A 15365-nucleotide genomic window follows, 5' to 3' on the forward strand; every position below is an offset into this window, starting at 1 on the left:
TCGGTCAGGCCTGCTCGGCCTCGGCCGCCTCGACGTCGAAGGCCTTGACCTGCTGCACCAGGTCCTCCAGGGCCGCCGGCGGCAGGGCGCCGGCCTGGTTGAACAGCAGCTTGCCCTTCTTGAAGGCCATCAGCGTGGGAATGGACCGGATCTGGGCGGCCGCCGCGAGCTGTTGTTCCGCCTCGGTGTCGACCTTGGCGTACACGATGTCCGGGTGCTTCTCGGATGACTCCTGGAAAGTCGGCGCGAACTGGCGGCAGGGCCCGCACCAGGACGCCCAAAAGTCGACGAGGACGATGTCGTTGCCCTCGATGGTTTCGTTGAACTTCTCAGCAGTGAGATCGCGTGTTGTCACAATTGGCTTAACGTCGATAACCGATGCGGTGTTCCCGCGCGCGGATCAGGTTACGGTTGCGTACGTTTTCCCACGTCGGAGACACTGAGGGCTGACGATCCGCCCGCTTCTTTCGACCAGTGAGGGAATCGCGTTGGGCCATTACATCGCTAACGTCCGTGACCTCGAGTTCAACCTGTTCGACGTTCTCGAGGTGGGCGCGGTACTCGGCACCGGGCGCTACAGCGACCTCGACGCGGACACCGTCCGGACGATCTTGAGCGAGGCCGCCCGCCTGGCCGAAGGCCCGGTCGCGGAATCGTTCGCCGCGGCCGACCGCAACCCGCCGGTCTTCGATCCCGCCGAGCACTCGATCAGCGTCCCGGACGATCTGGCCAAGACCGTGCAGGCGATCAAGGAGGCGGGATGGTGGCGGCTGGGGCTGGCCGAGGAGATCGGCGGCATGCCGGCGCCGCCCCCGCTGGCCTGGGCGGTCACCGAGATGATCCTGTGCGCCAACCCGTCCGCGAACTTCTTCAACTTCGGCCCGTTCATGGCACAGGCGCTGTACGAAGAGGGCAACGAGCAGCAACGGCAGTGGGCGGCAATCGCTGTCGAGCGCGGTTGGGGGGCCACCATGGTGCTCACCGAGCCCGACGCCGGATCGGACGTCGGGGCCGGCCGCACCAAGGCCATCCAACAGCCCGACGGCACCTGGCACATCCAGGGCGTCAAGCGGTTCATCTCCGGCGGCGACGTCGGCGAGACCGCCGAGAACATCTTCCACCTGGTGCTGGCCCGGCCGGAGGGCGCCGGCCCGGGCACCAAGGGGTTGAGCCTGTTCTACGTGCCCAAGTTCCTGTTCGATCCCGAGACGTTCGAACTCGGTTCCCGCAACGGGGTTTTCGCCACCGGACTGGAACACAAGATGGGCATCAAGTCCTCGCCCACGTGCGAATTGACGTTCGGCGACGGCGACGTGCCGGCCGTCGGCTACCTGGTCGGCGACGTGCACAACGGGATCGCGCAGATGTTCACCGTGATCGAGCAGGCCCGCATGACGATCGGCGTGAAGGGCGCGGGCACCCTGTCCACCGGCTACCTGAACGCGCTCGCCTTCGCCAAGGAGCGGGTGCAGGGCGCCGACCTCACCCAGATGGCCGACAAGACCGCGCCGCGCGTCACGATCATCCATCACCCCGACGTGCGCCGCAGCCTGATGACCCAGAAGGCGTACGCCGAGGGCCTGCGGGCGCTCTACATGTATGCCGCCGCCCATCAGGATCCCGATGTCGCGCAACGGGTTTCGGGCGCCGACCCCGACATGGCGCATCGCATCGACGACCTGCTGCTGCCGATCGTCAAGGGCGTGAGCTCCGAGCGTGCCTACGAGATCCTGACCGAGTCGCTGCAGACGCTGGGCGGCTCGGGGTTCCTCGTCGACTATCCGCTCGAGCAGTACATCCGCGACTCCAAGATCGACTCGCTCTACGAGGGCACCACCGCCATCCAGGCGCTGGATTTCTTCTTCCGCAAGATCGTCCGCGACCGCGGCCAGGCGCTGCAGTTCCTGACGGCCCAGATCAGCCGCACCGTCGACGATTGCGACGAGGCGCTCAAGCCGCAGGCCGAGCTGGTGCAGGCCGCGCTCGACGAAGTCACCGCGATGACGGGCGCGCTGACCGGATTCCTGATGTCGGCCACGCAGCAGCCCACCGAGATCTACAAGGTGGGGCTCGGATCGGTGCGGTATCTCCTGGCGGTCGGGGACCTGCTCATCGGCTGGCGGCTGCTGGTGCAGGCCGGCATCGCCCACGCCGCCCTGGCCGACGCCGCCGCGGGCGACAAGCACTTCTATCAGGGCAAGATCGCGACCGCGACGTTCTTCGCCAAGAACATGCTGCCCCGGCTGGCGGCGCAGCGCAGGGTCATCGAATCCATCGATGACGACATCATGCGCATCTCCGAAGACGCCTTCTGACTGGGTGTTTCACAGCTGCGACACAGCTAGAGCGGGTACATCTTTTCGTGGTCCAACTCACGAATGGGGGAAACGTTGATATCTGCAAGCTGTCCCACGTCCCGGCTCACCCGGTTCGCCGTCCTGGCCGCCGCGGGCGCCACCGCGCTGTCCGTCGCGGCGTGCGGGTCGTCGAACCAATCAGCTCCCACATCGGCATCCACCTCCACCTCGACGGTGACCTCGACGACGACGTCGCCGGCGCCGGCCCAGAACGAGGCCAAGGTGAGCGGCCTGATCGCGTCGGTCGCGGGCAACTCGATCCAGGTCACCAAGGAAGACAAGAGCAACGCCGCCGTGAATTTCACCTCGACGACCAAGATCACCGAGGTTTCCCCGGCCACGCTGAGTGACGTCACGTCGGGCAGCTGCGTCACCGTGCGACCCACCAAGGAAGCGCAGGGCACACAGCAGCCGGTCACCGCGGCATCCGTTCGGGTCAGCCCGTCCGTCAACGGCACCTGCCCGAAGCCCAAGGAGTCCGGACCCGCTTCCGGCCCCGGTTCCAGCTCGCCCGCCCCCTCCGGCTCGCCGACGCCGGCGCCCGGAAACGCGCAGCCGGTGCGGGGCTCCGTCGCCTCGGTGACGGGCAACACCATCAGCGTCGCGGGCACCGACGCCAGCGGTAACACCACGCAAACGGCCGTGACGGTGGACGACAAGACGAAATACACCAAGCTGACCACCGCCACCCCCGACGCGATCGCCCAGGGCAAGTGCCTCAACGCGCGCGGCACCATGGACAACGCCGGCGCGCTGCAGGCGACGTCCATCAACGTGCGGGCGGCCGTCGACGGCAAGTGCCCGGGCAAACCGCGCGGGTGATTTCGGTTACGCGGCGGTGAAAAACGGGGTTCGAGCGGGTACCCACGTTCGAATCCGCAACGCACGATCGGAGCCACGTCGATGTCTGCCACCAAGGTCAAACCTCGGCTGGCTCAGATCGCGCTCGTCGGGGTCATCGCCCTCATCGCGTTGAGCGTCGCGATGTGCCACTCGGGCGGCACGACGAACACCAGCAGCACGAGCAAGCCGACGGTGACGGCGTTGCCGCCCAGTCCCGAGCAGGGCGCGCCGCCACCGCCGGCTCCCCCGCCGCCACCCGTCCCGAAGGACTACGTCGAGGGCCTGGTCCAGTCGGTGTCGGGGGGCACGATCCAGCTGAGGACGCGGACGGGGTCGGCCACGGTGGACTTCTCCCCGTCGACGCGGGTCGTCGAGGTCACCCCGGCCAAGCTGGCCGACGTCACCCCCGGCAGTTGCGTCAACGTGCGCGCCACCCCGCAGAGCGCGCCCACGGGCGGGTCGATCACCGCGCAGGCCGTGACGGTCACCTCAGCCGTCGACGGCAAGTGCCCGCCGCCGGCCGGGTTCTACGGCACGGTCAGCTCGGTCTCGGGTAACACCATCGCCGTCAGCGGCATGGGTCCCCAACCGACGCCCACCACCGTGACGGTCGCGAACTCGACCTCCTACCAGAAGCAGACGCCGTCGGACTCCCAGGCGATCACGAACGGGAAGTGCATGGGCGCCCAGGGGACCCAGGACGCCGGCGTCCTGCACGCGATGACGATCAGCCTCGAGGCGTGCCCGCCGATGGGGCACCCGCACCACCACCTGCACCTGCCCCATCTGCCCTTCCACATCTAGCGGGCGGGCGGGCCGATTCAGACGGTGAAGCCCAGGGCGCGCAACTGCTCGCGGCCGTCCTCGGTGATCTTGTCGGGGCCCCACGGCGGGTTCCACACCCAGTTGATCCGCAGGTCGTCCACCAGGCCGGCGCCGACCAGCGCGCTGCGCGACTGGTCCTCGATGACGTCGGTCAGCGGGCAGGCCGCCGACGTCAGCGTCATGTCGATCAGGGCGACGGTTCCCTCGTCGCCGTCCTCGACGTTCAGGCCGTAGACCAGCCCCAGGTCGACGACGTTGATGCCCAGTTCGGGGTCGACGACGTCGCGCATCGCCTCCTCCAGGTCGGCGAGCAATTCGTCGCCCGGTGCGGTGGTTTCGCTCATTTCTCGTCCTCCTCGAAGCTTGCGCTGGCCTGGGCCAGCGCGTCCTTGAACGCCATCCACCCGAGCAGCGCGCACTTGACCCGCGCCGGGTACTTGGCGACTCCGGCGAACGCGACGCCGTCGCCCAGCACGTCCTCGTCGCCCTCGATGGTGCCCCGCGAGGACACCATCTCGGTGAAGGCGGTCGTGGTCTTGAGCGCCTCACCGACGCTGTGACCGATCACCTGCTGGGTCAGCACCGAGGTCGACGCCTGGCTGATCGAACAGCCCTGCCCGTCATAGGAGACGTCGACGACGGTGTCGCCGTCGTCGGACAACGTGACCCGCAGCGTGACCTCGTCGCCGCAGACCGGGTTGACGTGGTACACCTGCGCGCCGAACGGCTCCCGCAGACCGCGGTGCTGCGGGTGCTTGTAGTGATCGAGGATCACGTCCTGATAGATCTGCTCGAGGCGCAACGTCAGCCTCTCCCAACCGATGTCGGCGACCCGCCGAAGAAGTCCAGCGCGCGACGCACGCCGGCCACCAGGCGCTCGACCTCGTCGGCCGTGTTGTACACCGCGAACGACGCCCGCGCGGTGGCCGCCAGCCCGAACCTGCGGTGCAGCGGCAACGCGCAATGGTGCCCGACGCGCACCGCGACGCCATCGTCGTCGAGCACCTGCCCGACGTCGTGCGCGTGCACGCCGTCGACGACGAACGACACCGGCGAGCCGCGGTTTTCCGTCGACGCCGGGCCGACGATGCGCACTCCCTCGATGCCGGACAGCCCCTCGATGGTCGCGGCGACCAGCTCGCGTTCGTGGGCCTCGACGGCGTCCATCCCGAGGGCGCCGAGATAGCGTGCGGCGGCGGCCAACCCGACCACCTGCGACGTCATCGGGGTGCCCGCTTCGAAGCGCTGCGGCGGCGCCGCGTACGTCGAGGCTTCCATCGCGACCGTCTCGATCATCGATCCGCCGGTGAGGAAAGGCGGCATGGTCGACAGCAGCTCGCCGCGCCCGTACAGCACGCCGATCCCGTTGGGGCCCAACATCTTGTGCCCGGAAAACGCCCCGAAATCGACGTCGAGCGCGTGGAAGTCGACCGCCCGGTGCGGCACCGACTGGCAGGCGTCCAGCACGGTCAGCGCGCCCACCGCCTTGGCGCGGCTCACCAGTTCGTCCACCGGGCCGAGCGCGCCGGTGACGTTGGAATGATGGCTGAACGCAACGACTTTGACCCGCTCGTCGAGGTGCAGCGAGTCCAGGTCGATGCGCCCGTCGTCCGTAACCCCGTACCAGCGCAACGTGGCCCCGGTGCGCCGGGCGAGCTCCTGCCACGGGACCAGGTTGGCGTGGTGTTCGAGCTCGGTGGTGACGATGACGTCACCGGGCCCGACGGCGCGTTCGAAACGGTTGTCGCCCAGCACGTACGCCACCAGGTTGAGCGCCTCGGTGGCGTTCTTGGTGAAGACCAGCTCCTGCACGTCGGCCCCGACGAACGCCGCGATGTCGGCGCGGCCCTGCTCGTAGGCGTCGGTGGCCTCCTCCATCAGCTGGTGCGCACCGCGATGCACCGCGCCGTTGGACGTCAACAGGAATTCGCGCTCGGCGTCGAGCACCTGCACCGGGCGCTGCGACGTCGCTCCGGAATCCAAGTACGCCAACTGGTTTCCTCCTCGCATGATGCGCTTGAGGATCGGAAAGTCGGCGCGGATCGCCGCAACGTCCAGCATGGCTAGGCCCCTGCTGCCGCCGCTTGCGTGAAGCGGACGTATCCGTTCTGCTCGAGCTCGTCGGCCAGCTCCGGTCCACCGGATTCGGCGATCCGGCCGCCGACGAACACGTGCACGTGCTCGGGTCGGATGTAGCGAAGGATGCGGGTGTAGTGCGTGATCAACAGGACCCCGCCGTGCTCGGACTCGGCGTAGCGGTTCACGCCCTCGCTGACCACCCGCAGCGCGTCGACGTCCAGGCCGGAGTCGGTCTCGTCCAGGATCGCGATCTTGGGCTTGAGCAGCTCCAGCTGCAGGATCTCGTGGCGCTTCTTCTCACCACCCGAGAAGCCCTCGTTGACGCTGCGCTCGGCGAACACCGGGTCGATCTCGAGGGAGGTCATCGCCCCCTTGACCTCCTTGACCCAGTGGCGCAGCTTCGGGGCCTCGCCGCGGACGGCGGTGGCCGCCGAGCGCAGGAAGTTCGACACCGACACCCCGGGCACCTCGACGGGATACTGCATGGCCAGGAAGATCCCGGCCCGCGCGCGCTCGTCGACGCTCATCGCCAGCACGTCCTCGCCGTCCAGCGTGATCGAGCCCGACGTGACCCGGTACTTGGGGTGCCCGGCGATCGCGTACGACAGCGTCGACTTGCCGGAGCCGTTGGGGCCCATCAGGGCATGCGTCTCACCGGATTTCACGGTCAGGTCCACGCCCTTGAGGATGGGGATTTCCCGTTCGCCCTCGGGCGCGTTGGGGTCGTCGACGCTGACGTGCAGGTCCTTGATTTCGAGAGTGGTCATGAGGTTGTTGTCTTCTCCGTGATGGCCAGTTCGTGTTCGATGGCTGCGGTCAGGCGCTCGCGCACTTCGGGCACCGCGATCTTCGAGATGATCTCCCCGAAGAACCCGCGGATCACCAGGCGGCGGGCCTGCTCCTCGGGGATGCCGCGCGAACGCAGGTAAAACAGCTGCTCGTCGTCGAAACGCCCGGTGGCGCTGGCGTGTCCGGCGCCGGCGATCTCGCCGGTTTCGATCTCGAGGTTGGGCACCGAGTCGGCGCGCGCGCCGTCGGTGAGGACGAGGTTGCGGTTCACCTCGAAGGTGTCGGTGCCGGTGGCTTCCGCGCGGATCAGCACGTCGCCCACCCACACGGTGTGCGCGTCGGGCAGCGCGGAGTCCGGATCCCCTTGCAGCGCACCCTTGTACAGCACGTTCGATTTGCAGTCGGGCTGTGCGTGGTCCACCAACAGCCGCGACTCGAGGTGCTGGCCGTCGTCGGCGAAGTACAGGCCCAGCAGCTCGGCGTCCCCGCCGGTGCCGGAGAACCGCACGTTGGCCGACATCCGCACGATCTCACCGCCCAGCGTGACCGCGACGTGCCGCAGCACCGCGTCCTTGCCGAGCCGCGCGTGGTGGGCGGACAGGTGCACCATGTCGTCGGCCCAGTCGGCGATCCACACCACCGTGAGCCGGGCGGCGTCGTCGACCACGAATTCGACGTTGTCCGCGTAGGTTCCGCCGCCGCGCTGGTCGATGACGACCACCGCCTCGCCGAGCTCCTCGACGCGGATCTGCAGGTGCCCGTAGGCCACGGCGCCCTCGCCGGGCCCGGTGACGGTGACGCTGACCGGGTCGGCGATCCGCGTGTCGTGGCCGACGGTGATCAGGGTCGCCGAGTTGAACGACGAAAACGCCTGGGCGGCAACCCGATCGGCGGGGGCGCCGCCGCGGCCGAGCCGCTCGTCGCCGCGGCGGACCGTCTCGACCCGCAGGCCGGGCTGCTCGGCCACGTCGATCCGGGCGCGGCCGGTCGCGTTGGCGGAGCCGTCGTGCAGCCCACGCAGCCGGCGGAGCGGGGTGAACCGCCAGAGCTCGTCGCGACCGTGCGGTACCTCGAACGCGTCAACGTCGAAGGAGGCGAACAGCTCTCCCTTGTTCAGAGCGGCAGTCACTACCCGACCGCGCCTTCCATCTGCAGCTCGATCAGCCGGTTGAGCTCCAGCGCGTATTCCATCGGCAGCTCTTTGGCGATCGGTTCGACGAAGCCGCGCACCACCATCGCCATCGCCTCGTCCTCGGTCAGCCCGCGGCTCATCAGGTAGAACAGCTGGTTCTCGCTGACCTTCGACACGGTGGCCTCGTGACCCATCGTGACGTCGTCCTCGCGGATGTCGACGTACGGGTAGGTGTCGCTGCGGCTGATCGTATCGACCAGCAGCGCATCGCATTTGACGCTCGAGCGGGAGCCGTGCGCCCCCTTGTTGACCTGTACCAGGCCGCGGTAGGAGGTGCGCCCGCCGCCGCGCGCCACCGACTTGGACACGATGTTGCTCGACGTGTTGGGCGCCAGGTGCAGCATCTTGGCGCCGGTGTCCTGGTGCTGGTCCTCGCCGGCGAACGCCACCGACAACACCTCGCCCTTGGCGTGCTCGCCGGTCATCCACACCGCCGGGTACTTCATCGTCACCTTCGAGCCGATGTTGCCGTCCACCCATTCCATGGTGGCGCCGGCCTCGGCGCGGGCCCGCTTGGTGACCAGGTTGTACACGTTGCCCGACCAGTTCTGGATGGTGGTGTAGCGAACGCGCGCATGCGGTTTCACGATGATTTCGACCACCGCCGAGTGCAGCGAGTCCGACTTGTAGATCGGCGCGGTGCAGCCCTCGACGTAGTGCACGTACGAGCCCTCGTCGGCGATGATCAAGGTCCGCTCGAACTGGCCCATGTTCTCGGTGTTGATCCGGAAGTAGGCCTGCAGCGGGATGTCGACGTGCACGCCCGGCGGGACGTAGATGAACGAGCCGCCGCTCCACACCGCGGTGTTCAGCGCGGAGAACTTGTTGTCCCCCGCCGGGATCACGGTGCCGAAGTGCTCCTTGAAGATCTCGGGGTGTTCCCGCAGGCCCGTGTCGGTGTCGAGGAAGATAACCCCCTGCGCCTCAAGGTCTTCGCGGATCTGGTGGTAGACCACCTCGGATTCGTACTGGGCCGCGACGCCGGCCACCAGGCGCTGCTTCTCGGCCTCCGGGATGCCCAGCCGGTCGTAGGTGTTGCGGATGTCCTCCGGCAGGTCGTCCCACGTCGCGGCCTGCTTCTCGGTGGAGCGCACGAAGTACTTGATGTTGTCGAAGTCGATGCCCCCAAGGTTGGAGCCCCACGTCGGCATCGGCTTGCGCTCGAAGATGCGCAGCGCCTTGAGCCGGGTCTGCAGCATCCACTCGGGCTCGTTCTTCTTGGCCGAGATGTCGCGCACCACCGCCTCGGACAGCCCGCGCTGCGCGCTGGCGCCCGCGATGTCGGAGTCCGCCCAGCCGTAGCCGTAGCGGCCCAGGGAGGCGATGGCCTCTTCCTGGGTCAGCGGCGCGGTGGCGGTCTTGCTGGCCTCGGGCGTGAGTGTCATACGGACGCTCCTTCATGGCTGGTCGTGTCGCGGCGCGGGCTGGGCGCCGGCGTCAGTGGTACGTGGGTGGTGCAGGCGCAGTTTCCGTTGACGATCGTCGCCAACCGCTGCACGTGGGTCCCGAGCACCTCGGCCATCGCCTGCTGCTCGGCCTCGCACAACTCGGGGAATTCCTCGGCGACGTGTGACACCGGGCAGTGGTGCTGGCAGATCTGCACCCCGTGGATCGGCCCGCCCACGCGGGTCGTGGTCGCTACGTAGCCGGCCTTGGTGAGCGCGCCGGCGACCCGCTCGGCGGCCTGCTCGACCGCGGCGTCGTCGGTGCTGTCGGCCGCCTCGACCCCGGCCAGGATCGAGTCGATGCGCCGCCGGGCGAAGGTGCGGACCGCGTCCTCGCCGCCGATCTCCCGGAGTTGCCGCATGGCCGCCGCCGCCAGGTCGTCGTAGGCGTGGTCGAGCTTGGCCCGGCCGGCCGCCGTCAGGCGGAAGCGCTTGGCGGGGCGCCCGCGGCCCACCTGCTGCCACGGCTCGGCGGCCACCGACTCGGCGTCGCCCGCCTCGATCAGCGCGTCGAGGTGCCGCCGCACGCCGGCGGGCGCCAGGCCCAGCCGGTCGCCGATCTCGACGGCCGTGATCGATCCGGATTCCAGCAGCAGGCGCACGATGGCGCGCCGGGTGTGACCATCCGGGACCGCCGCGCCGACGGCGGTGGCCTCACTAGCCTCGGGGAGGCCGGTTCGGATTTTCACAACACCAGTGTGACGCAATTCCGGGGATCGGTCTACCAAGGGTCCCCTGTCTGGGCGTTGCGCTGGTCACATCGTCGGTGCCATCACGGGCGACGGCTACGCTGCTCTGATGGCAGCGCGCCACCACACGCTGAGCTCGTCGATCGCCAGCTTGCACGGCGACGAGCAAGCGGTCGGCTCGCCGCTGAACGATACCGAGCTCACCGTCCTGCGCCGCACCCGCCTGTTCGGCGCGACCGGCACCGTCCTGATGGCGATCGGCGCGCTGGGCGCCGGGGCGCGGCCCGTCGTCCAGGACCCCACCTTCGGCGTCCGGCTGCTCAACCTGCCGTCGCGCATCCAGACGGTGTCGCTGACCATGACGACGACCGGGGCGGTCATGATGGCGCTCGCGTGGCTGATGCTCGGCCGGTTCGCGCTGGGCAACAGGCGGATGTCGCGCGGCGACCTGGACCGCACGCTGCTGCTGTGGACGCTGCCGCTGCTGATCGCGCCGCCGATGTACAGCAAGGACGTCTACTCCTACCTGGCCCAGAGCCAGATCTCGCTGGAGGGCCTCGACCCCTACAAGGTGGGCCCGGCGTCCGGGCTGGGCCTCGGGCACGTGTTCACGCTGTCGGTCCCGACGCTGTGGCGCGAGACGCCGGCCCCCTACGGGCCCTTGTTCCTGTGGATCGGGCGCGGAATCTCGTCGCTGACCGGGGAGAACATCGTCGCCGCGGTGCTGTGCCACCGGGTGGTGGTGCTGGCCGGGGTGGGCCTGATCGTGTGGGCCACCCCCCGGCTGGCCCGCCGCTGCGGGGTCGCCGAGGTCAGCGCCCTGTGGCTAGGCGCGGCCAACCCGCTGCTGATCATGCACCTGGTCGCCGGCGTGCATAACGAGGCGCTGATGCTCGGGCTGATGCTGGCCGGCGCCGAGTTCGCGCTGCGCGGCATCGACTCCCCGCGGCTGCTGCCCGCGTCGTGGCGGCCGGGCCCGGACTGGGAACCGCTGGGGATGCTGCTCGCCGGCGCGATCCTGATCACGCTGTCGTCGCAGGTGAAGCTGCCGTCGCTGCTGGCGCTGGGCTTCGTCACGATGGCGCTGGCCTACCGCTGCGGCGGCAACGTGCGGGCGCTGCTGCTCGCCGGTGGTGGGATGGCGGCCCTGTCGCTGGCGGTGATGGCCCTCGTCGGCTGGGCCAGCGGGCTCGGGTTCGGCTGGATCTACACGCTGGGCACCGCCAACGTGGTGCGCAGCTGGATGTCGCCGCCGACGCTGCTGGCGCTCGGGACCGGCCAGGTGGGGATCCTGCTGGGTCTGGGCGATCACACCACCGCGGTGCTGGGGCTCACCCGCGCCATCGGCGTGCTGATCATCACGGTGATGGTGGCCTGGCTGTTGGTGGCCGTGTTCCGCGGCCGGTTGCACCCGATCGGCGGCCTGGGCGTGGCGCTGGGCATCACGGTGCTGCTGTTCCCCGTGGTGCAGCCCTGGTACCTGCTGTGGGCGATCATCCCGCTGGCCGCTTGGGCGACCCGCACCGGCTTCCGGGTGGCTGCGATCGTCATCACCCTCATCGTGGGCATCTTCGGGCCGACGGCCAACGGTGACCGCTTCGCGCTGTTTCAGATCGTGGACGCCACGCTGGCCAGCAGCCTCATCGTGGCGGTGCTCATCGCCGTGACCTACACCCGGCTGCCGTGGCGCCAGCTCGCGCCGACGAGCCCGGAAACGAACGGCGAGGCGGTCGTCACGCCGCCTGCCCCGGTGGCGCCCGAGACCCCCAGTTCCGAGGCGGCGCCCGACGCCTACGCTGATTCCACGTGAGCCCGCTCCCCGAAACGCCCGACACGGTGGTGCGGCTGCGCGGGGTCAGCAAGCGATACGGGTCCGGCGCGACCGCCGTTGAGGCCGTCGCCAACCTCGATCTGGAGGTGCGCGCGGCCGAGGTGCTGGCGCTGCTCGGCCCCAACGGCGCCGGCAAGACCACGACGGTCGAGATGTGCGAGGGCTTCGTGCGCCCGGACGCCGGCACGATCGAGGTGCTCGGCCTGGACCCCATCGCCGACAACGCGCGGCTGCGCGCCCGCATCGGGGTGATGCTGCAGGGCGGCGGCGGCTATCCCGCGGCGCGCGCCGGCGAGATGCTCAGCCTGGTGGCCTCCTACGCCGCCGACCCCCTGGACCCGGCGTGGCTGCTGGACACGCTGGGCCTCACCGACGCGGCCCGCACCACGTATCGGCGGCTCTCCGGCGGCCAGCAGCAACGGCTGGCGCTGGCGTGCGCGCTGGTCGGCCGCCCCGAGCTGGTGTTCCTCGACGAGCCCACCGCGGGCATGGACGCCCACGCCCGGCTGCTGGTCTGGGAGCTGATCGACGCGCTGCGCCGCGACGGCGTGACGGTGGTGCTGACCACCCATCAGCTCAAGGAGGCCGAGGAGCTCGCCGATCGGCTGGTCATCATCGACCATGGCGTGACGGTGGCCTCGGGCACGCCGGCCGAGCTGATGCGCGCCGGCGCCAAAGACCAGCTGCGGTTCAGCGCGCCGCCGCGGCTCGAGCTCTCCCTGTTGGCCTCCGCGCTGCCCGAGGACTACAAGGTCACCGAGGTGACCCCCGGCGAATACCTGGTCGAGGGCCCGGTCGACCCGCAGGTGCTGGCGACCGTCACGGCGTGGTGCGCGCAGATCGACGTGCTCGCCACCGACATGCGCGTCGAGCAGCGCAGCCTCGAGGACGTGTTCCTCGACCTCACCGGCAGGAAGTTACGGCCTTGAGCGACAACAAGACCCAATCGGGTGCCTTCCCCGCGGGGACCTTCGCGCCCGACCCGCGGCCCAACGCCGTGCCCCGGATGCTCGCCGCGCAGTACGGCCTGGAGCTCAGGCTGCTGCTGCGCAACGGCGAGCAGCTGCTGCTGACCATGTTCATCCCGATCACGCTGCTGGTCGGGCTGACGCTGCTGCCGTTCGGCTCGTTCGGGAACAACCGGGCCGCCACGTTCGTGCCGCCGATCATGGCGCTGGCGGTGATCTCGACGGCGTTCACCGGGCAGGCGATCGCGGTCGCCTTCGATCGCCGCTACGGCGCGCTGAAACGGCTCGGCGCCACCCCGCTGCCGGTGTGGGGCATCATCGCCGGGAAGTCGCTGGCGGTGGTGACGGTGGTGTTCATGCAGGCAATCCTGTTGGGCGCCATCGGTTTTGCGCTCGGCTGGCGGCCGGCTCCGGCGGCGTTGCTGTTGGGCGCGGCCGTGATCGCGCTGGGCACCGCGGGCTTCGCGGCCCTCGGGCTGCTGCTGGGCGGGACGTTGCGGGCCGAGATCGTGCTCGCGGTCGCCAACCTGATGTGGTTCGTGTTCGCCGGGCTGGGCGCGTTGACCCTGGAGTCCGGGATGATCCCCGCGGGCGTGAAGTGGGCGGCGCGGCTCACCCCGTCGGGCGCGCTGACCGAGGCGCTGTCGCGGGCGATGGCGCTGTCGGTGGACTGGTTCGGCGTCGTCGTCCTGGCGGCCTGGGGTGCGGTGGCGGCGCTGGCCGCGCGGCGCTGGTTCCGGTTCACCTGACCAGGCGCTACTACACGCCGTAGTGGTCGATACGATCGGGCGGTGGCCGTCGGACGAACGCTGATGCGGTTGGTGGACCTGCTCCGCGACCCCAGCCTGCGCGTCCAGCGGGCCGTCGCCGCGCTCGTCATCCTCACCCAGGGCGGCATCGCCGTCACGGGCGCGATCGTCCGCGTCACCGCCTCGGGCCTGGGGTGCCCGACGTGGCCGCAGTGCTTCCCGGGCAGCTTCACGCCGGTGGCCCACGCCGAGGTGCCGCGGATCCACCAGGCCGTGGAGTTCGGCAACCGGATGGTCACCTTCGCGGTGGTGATCGCCGCCGCGCTGGCCGTCCTGGCCGTCACCCGGGCGCGCCGGCGCACCGAGGTGCTGGTCTACGCGTGGCTGATGCCGGTGTCGACGGTCGTGCAGGCGGTGATCGGCGGCATCACGGTGCGCACCGGGCTGCTGTGGTGGACGGTGGCCATCCACCTGCTGACGTCGATGACGATGGTGTGGCTGTCGGTGCTGCTCTACGTCAAGGTGGGCGAGCCCGACGATGCGGTGGTCCGCGACCGGGTGGCCCGGCCGCTGCGTGCGCTGACGGCGCTGAGCGCGCTGAACCTGGCGGCCGTGCTGGTCACCGGCACGCTGGTCACCGCCGCCGGCCCGCACGCCGGTGACCGCAGCCCAAGCCGCACCGTGCCGCGGCTCAAGGTCGAGATCACCACGCTGGTGCACGCACACTCGTCGCTGCTGGTGTCCTACCTGGCGCTGCTGGTCGGGCTGAGCTTCGGGCTGCTGGCGGTGGGCGCCGGCCGGGCCATCCGGCTGCGGCTTGGGGTGCTGGTCGCCCTGGTGTGCGCGCAGGCGGGGGTCGGCACAGCGCAGTACTTCACCGGGGTGCCCGCCGCGCTCGTCGCGGTGCACGTCGCCGGCGCGGCGGCGTGCACGGCGGCCACCGCGGCGCTATGGGCCTCGATGCGAGAACGGGCCGAGGCCGAGCCGCTCGCAGGCTGACTCCACGGCCAGCGCGAAGTCGCGCTCGGCACGCTCGCGGGCGTCGACGTCCAGGCGCGACCACCCCAGCAACGGCGCGACGAGGTCGAGCGCCACCAGCCGGTCCCCCGCCAGGTCCGCCCGCGCGAACAGCAGGTCGCCGACGCCGATCCTGGCGCGCGCGGCGGCCGACGCGATCGCGGCGTGACCGAGATCCCACGCCTCGAATTCCGGCTCGGGCCAAGCGTGCGACGGCTCGCCCCCCAGAAAGATCAACGCCGACTGCGCCGTTCGGCCCGGCGCCGTCGGCACCCCGTCGTTTTTCAGGTCGCCCAGGTACCCGTCGCCGAGGTTCCAGGCGACGGCGTCGGGCGGGTTGAGCAGGTGGCGCGCCCGGCGGATCCAGGTCAGGAACTCCGCGCGCTGGGCGGCGTCCGGGGCGGCGCGCAGGATGACCAGGTCGGCACTCGCGGTCCCCGGGTCGTGCCAGGGCAGCCAGCGAGCGTGCAGCCCGCGCCGTCGCAGCGCGGGAACGAGGCCCGCGTCCTCGGGGTGTGGGGGCTCGCCCGCCAGCACGATCCGCGGATGGAAGACGTCCGGCCGGGCCAGCTTCATGCACG

General features: G+C 70.1%; 16 protein-coding genes and 1 pseudogene. 7 read left to right on the top strand and 10 right to left on the bottom strand.

Translation table 11 applies throughout. The annotated features are described in order from the left end of the window. Nucleotides 1–4 precede the first annotated feature (4 nt). Complete coding sequence (gene trxA / locus AWB89_RS02855) at nt 5–355, bottom strand: thioredoxin (RefSeq protein WP_085171470.1); 351 nt, start codon at nt 353–355, stop codon at nt 5–7. 133 nt (nt 356–488) lie between these two features. Between trxA and AWB89_RS02860 the strand changes: the two genes are divergently transcribed. Next, complete coding sequence (locus AWB89_RS02860; protein ID WP_085171471.1) at nt 489–2315, top strand: acyl-CoA dehydrogenase; 1827 nt, start codon at nt 489–491, stop codon at nt 2313–2315. Between the two features lie 26 nt (nt 2316–2341). Here the strand turns inward: AWB89_RS02860 and AWB89_RS27815 are convergent, their stop codons facing one another. After that, nucleotides 2342–2578, bottom strand: a complete 237-nt coding sequence (locus AWB89_RS27815) for a hypothetical protein (protein ID WP_241519259.1) — start codon at nt 2576–2578, stop codon at nt 2342–2344. 1 nt (nt 2579) lies between these two features. On the opposite strand from AWB89_RS27815, the gene AWB89_RS02865 reads away from it, so the two are divergent. Further along, nucleotides 2580–3179: a DUF5666 domain-containing protein gene (locus AWB89_RS02865; protein ID WP_241520416.1), complete on the top strand. Its 600-nt coding sequence runs from the start codon at nt 2580–2582 to the stop codon at nt 3177–3179. A gap of 81 nt (nt 3180–3260) precedes the next feature. Further along, entirely contained in the window at nt 3261–4004 is a 744-nt protein-coding gene (locus tag AWB89_RS02870; RefSeq protein WP_085093943.1) for a DUF5666 domain-containing protein, read from the top strand. Between the two features lie 17 nt (nt 4005–4021). On the opposite strand, the gene AWB89_RS02875 is transcribed toward AWB89_RS02870, so the two are convergent. The 7 genes and pseudogenes from AWB89_RS02875 to AWB89_RS02905 all read right to left on the bottom strand — a co-directional run bounded on the left by AWB89_RS02875 (nt 4022) and on the right by AWB89_RS02905 (nt 10258). After that, entirely contained in the window at nt 4022–4369 is a 348-nt protein-coding gene (locus AWB89_RS02875) for a metal-sulfur cluster assembly factor (protein ID WP_066967083.1), read from the bottom strand. Next, nucleotides 4347–4833, bottom strand: a pseudogene (gene sufU, locus AWB89_RS02880) (Fe-S cluster assembly sulfur transfer protein SufU); the annotation flags it as partial. The gene AWB89_RS02875 and the pseudogene sufU, both read right to left, overlap by 23 nt. After that, entirely contained in the window at nt 4830–6086 is a 1257-nt protein-coding gene (locus tag AWB89_RS02885) for a cysteine desulfurase (RefSeq protein ID WP_085171473.1), read from the bottom strand. The gene AWB89_RS02885 and the pseudogene sufU, both read right to left, overlap by 4 nt. A 2-nt stretch (nt 6087–6088) precedes the next feature. Then, a complete protein-coding gene (gene sufC, locus AWB89_RS02890) occupies nt 6089–6871 on the bottom strand; it encodes a Fe-S cluster assembly ATPase SufC (RefSeq protein ID WP_085171474.1) in 783 nt (260 codons plus the stop codon). Beyond that, the gene (gene sufD, locus AWB89_RS02895; RefSeq protein WP_085171475.1) at nt 6868–8022 is read right to left on the bottom strand and encodes a Fe-S cluster assembly protein SufD; all 1155 of its coding nucleotides are present in this window, start codon (nt 8020–8022) and stop codon (nt 6868–6870) included. Before sufD ends, sufC begins: the two co-directional genes overlap by 4 nt. Then, nucleotides 8022–9470, bottom strand: coding sequence for a Fe-S cluster assembly protein SufB (gene sufB, locus AWB89_RS02900; RefSeq protein WP_085171476.1), 1449 nt, complete (start codon nt 9468–9470; stop codon nt 8022–8024). Before sufB ends, sufD begins: the two co-directional genes overlap by 1 nt. Beyond that, nucleotides 9467–10258 carry a helix-turn-helix transcriptional regulator gene (locus tag AWB89_RS02905; RefSeq protein WP_085171477.1) on the bottom strand — a complete coding sequence of 264 codons (792 nt, stop codon included), beginning with the start codon at nt 10256–10258 and terminating at the stop codon, nt 9467–9469. The genes sufB and AWB89_RS02905 overlap by 4 nt, the downstream gene beginning before the upstream one ends. A gap of 70 nt (nt 10259–10328) precedes the next feature. Here AWB89_RS02905 and mptB point away from each other — a divergent pair, with 70 nt between their 5' ends. From mptB to AWB89_RS02925, 4 genes are all read left to right on the top strand, one after another. Next, nucleotides 10329–12029: a polyprenol phosphomannose-dependent alpha 1,6 mannosyltransferase MptB gene (gene mptB / locus AWB89_RS02910; RefSeq protein ID WP_085093957.1), complete on the top strand. Its 1701-nt coding sequence runs from the start codon at nt 10329–10331 to the stop codon at nt 12027–12029. After that, nucleotides 12026–12979, top strand: coding sequence for an ABC transporter ATP-binding protein (locus AWB89_RS02915; protein ID WP_139830490.1), 954 nt, complete (start codon nt 12026–12028; stop codon nt 12977–12979). The genes mptB and AWB89_RS02915 overlap by 4 nt, the downstream gene beginning before the upstream one ends. Before the next feature lie 77 nt (nt 12980–13056). Beyond that, nucleotides 13057–13767, top strand: a complete 711-nt coding sequence (locus AWB89_RS02920; RefSeq protein ID WP_241519262.1) for an ABC transporter permease — start codon at nt 13057–13059, stop codon at nt 13765–13767. Between the two features lie 63 nt (nt 13768–13830). Beyond that, on the top strand, nt 13831–14766 hold the full coding sequence (locus AWB89_RS02925; RefSeq protein WP_085171582.1) for a COX15/CtaA family protein: 936 nt from the start codon (nt 13831–13833) through the stop codon (nt 14764–14766). On the opposite strand, the gene AWB89_RS02930 is transcribed toward AWB89_RS02925, so the two are convergent. After that, nucleotides 14716–15360 (bottom strand): hypothetical protein, encoded by a 645-nt coding sequence (locus tag AWB89_RS02930; protein ID WP_085171478.1) that lies wholly within the window; start codon nt 15358–15360, stop codon nt 14716–14718. The two genes, AWB89_RS02925 and AWB89_RS02930, sit on opposite strands and share 51 nt — an antisense overlap. Nucleotides 15361–15365 lie beyond the last annotated feature (5 nt).

Origin of the sequence: Mycobacterium paraense, from assembly GCF_002101815.1 — a bacterium.
Lineage (GTDB): Bacteria > Actinomycetota > Actinomycetes > Mycobacteriales > Mycobacteriaceae > Mycobacterium > Mycobacterium paraense.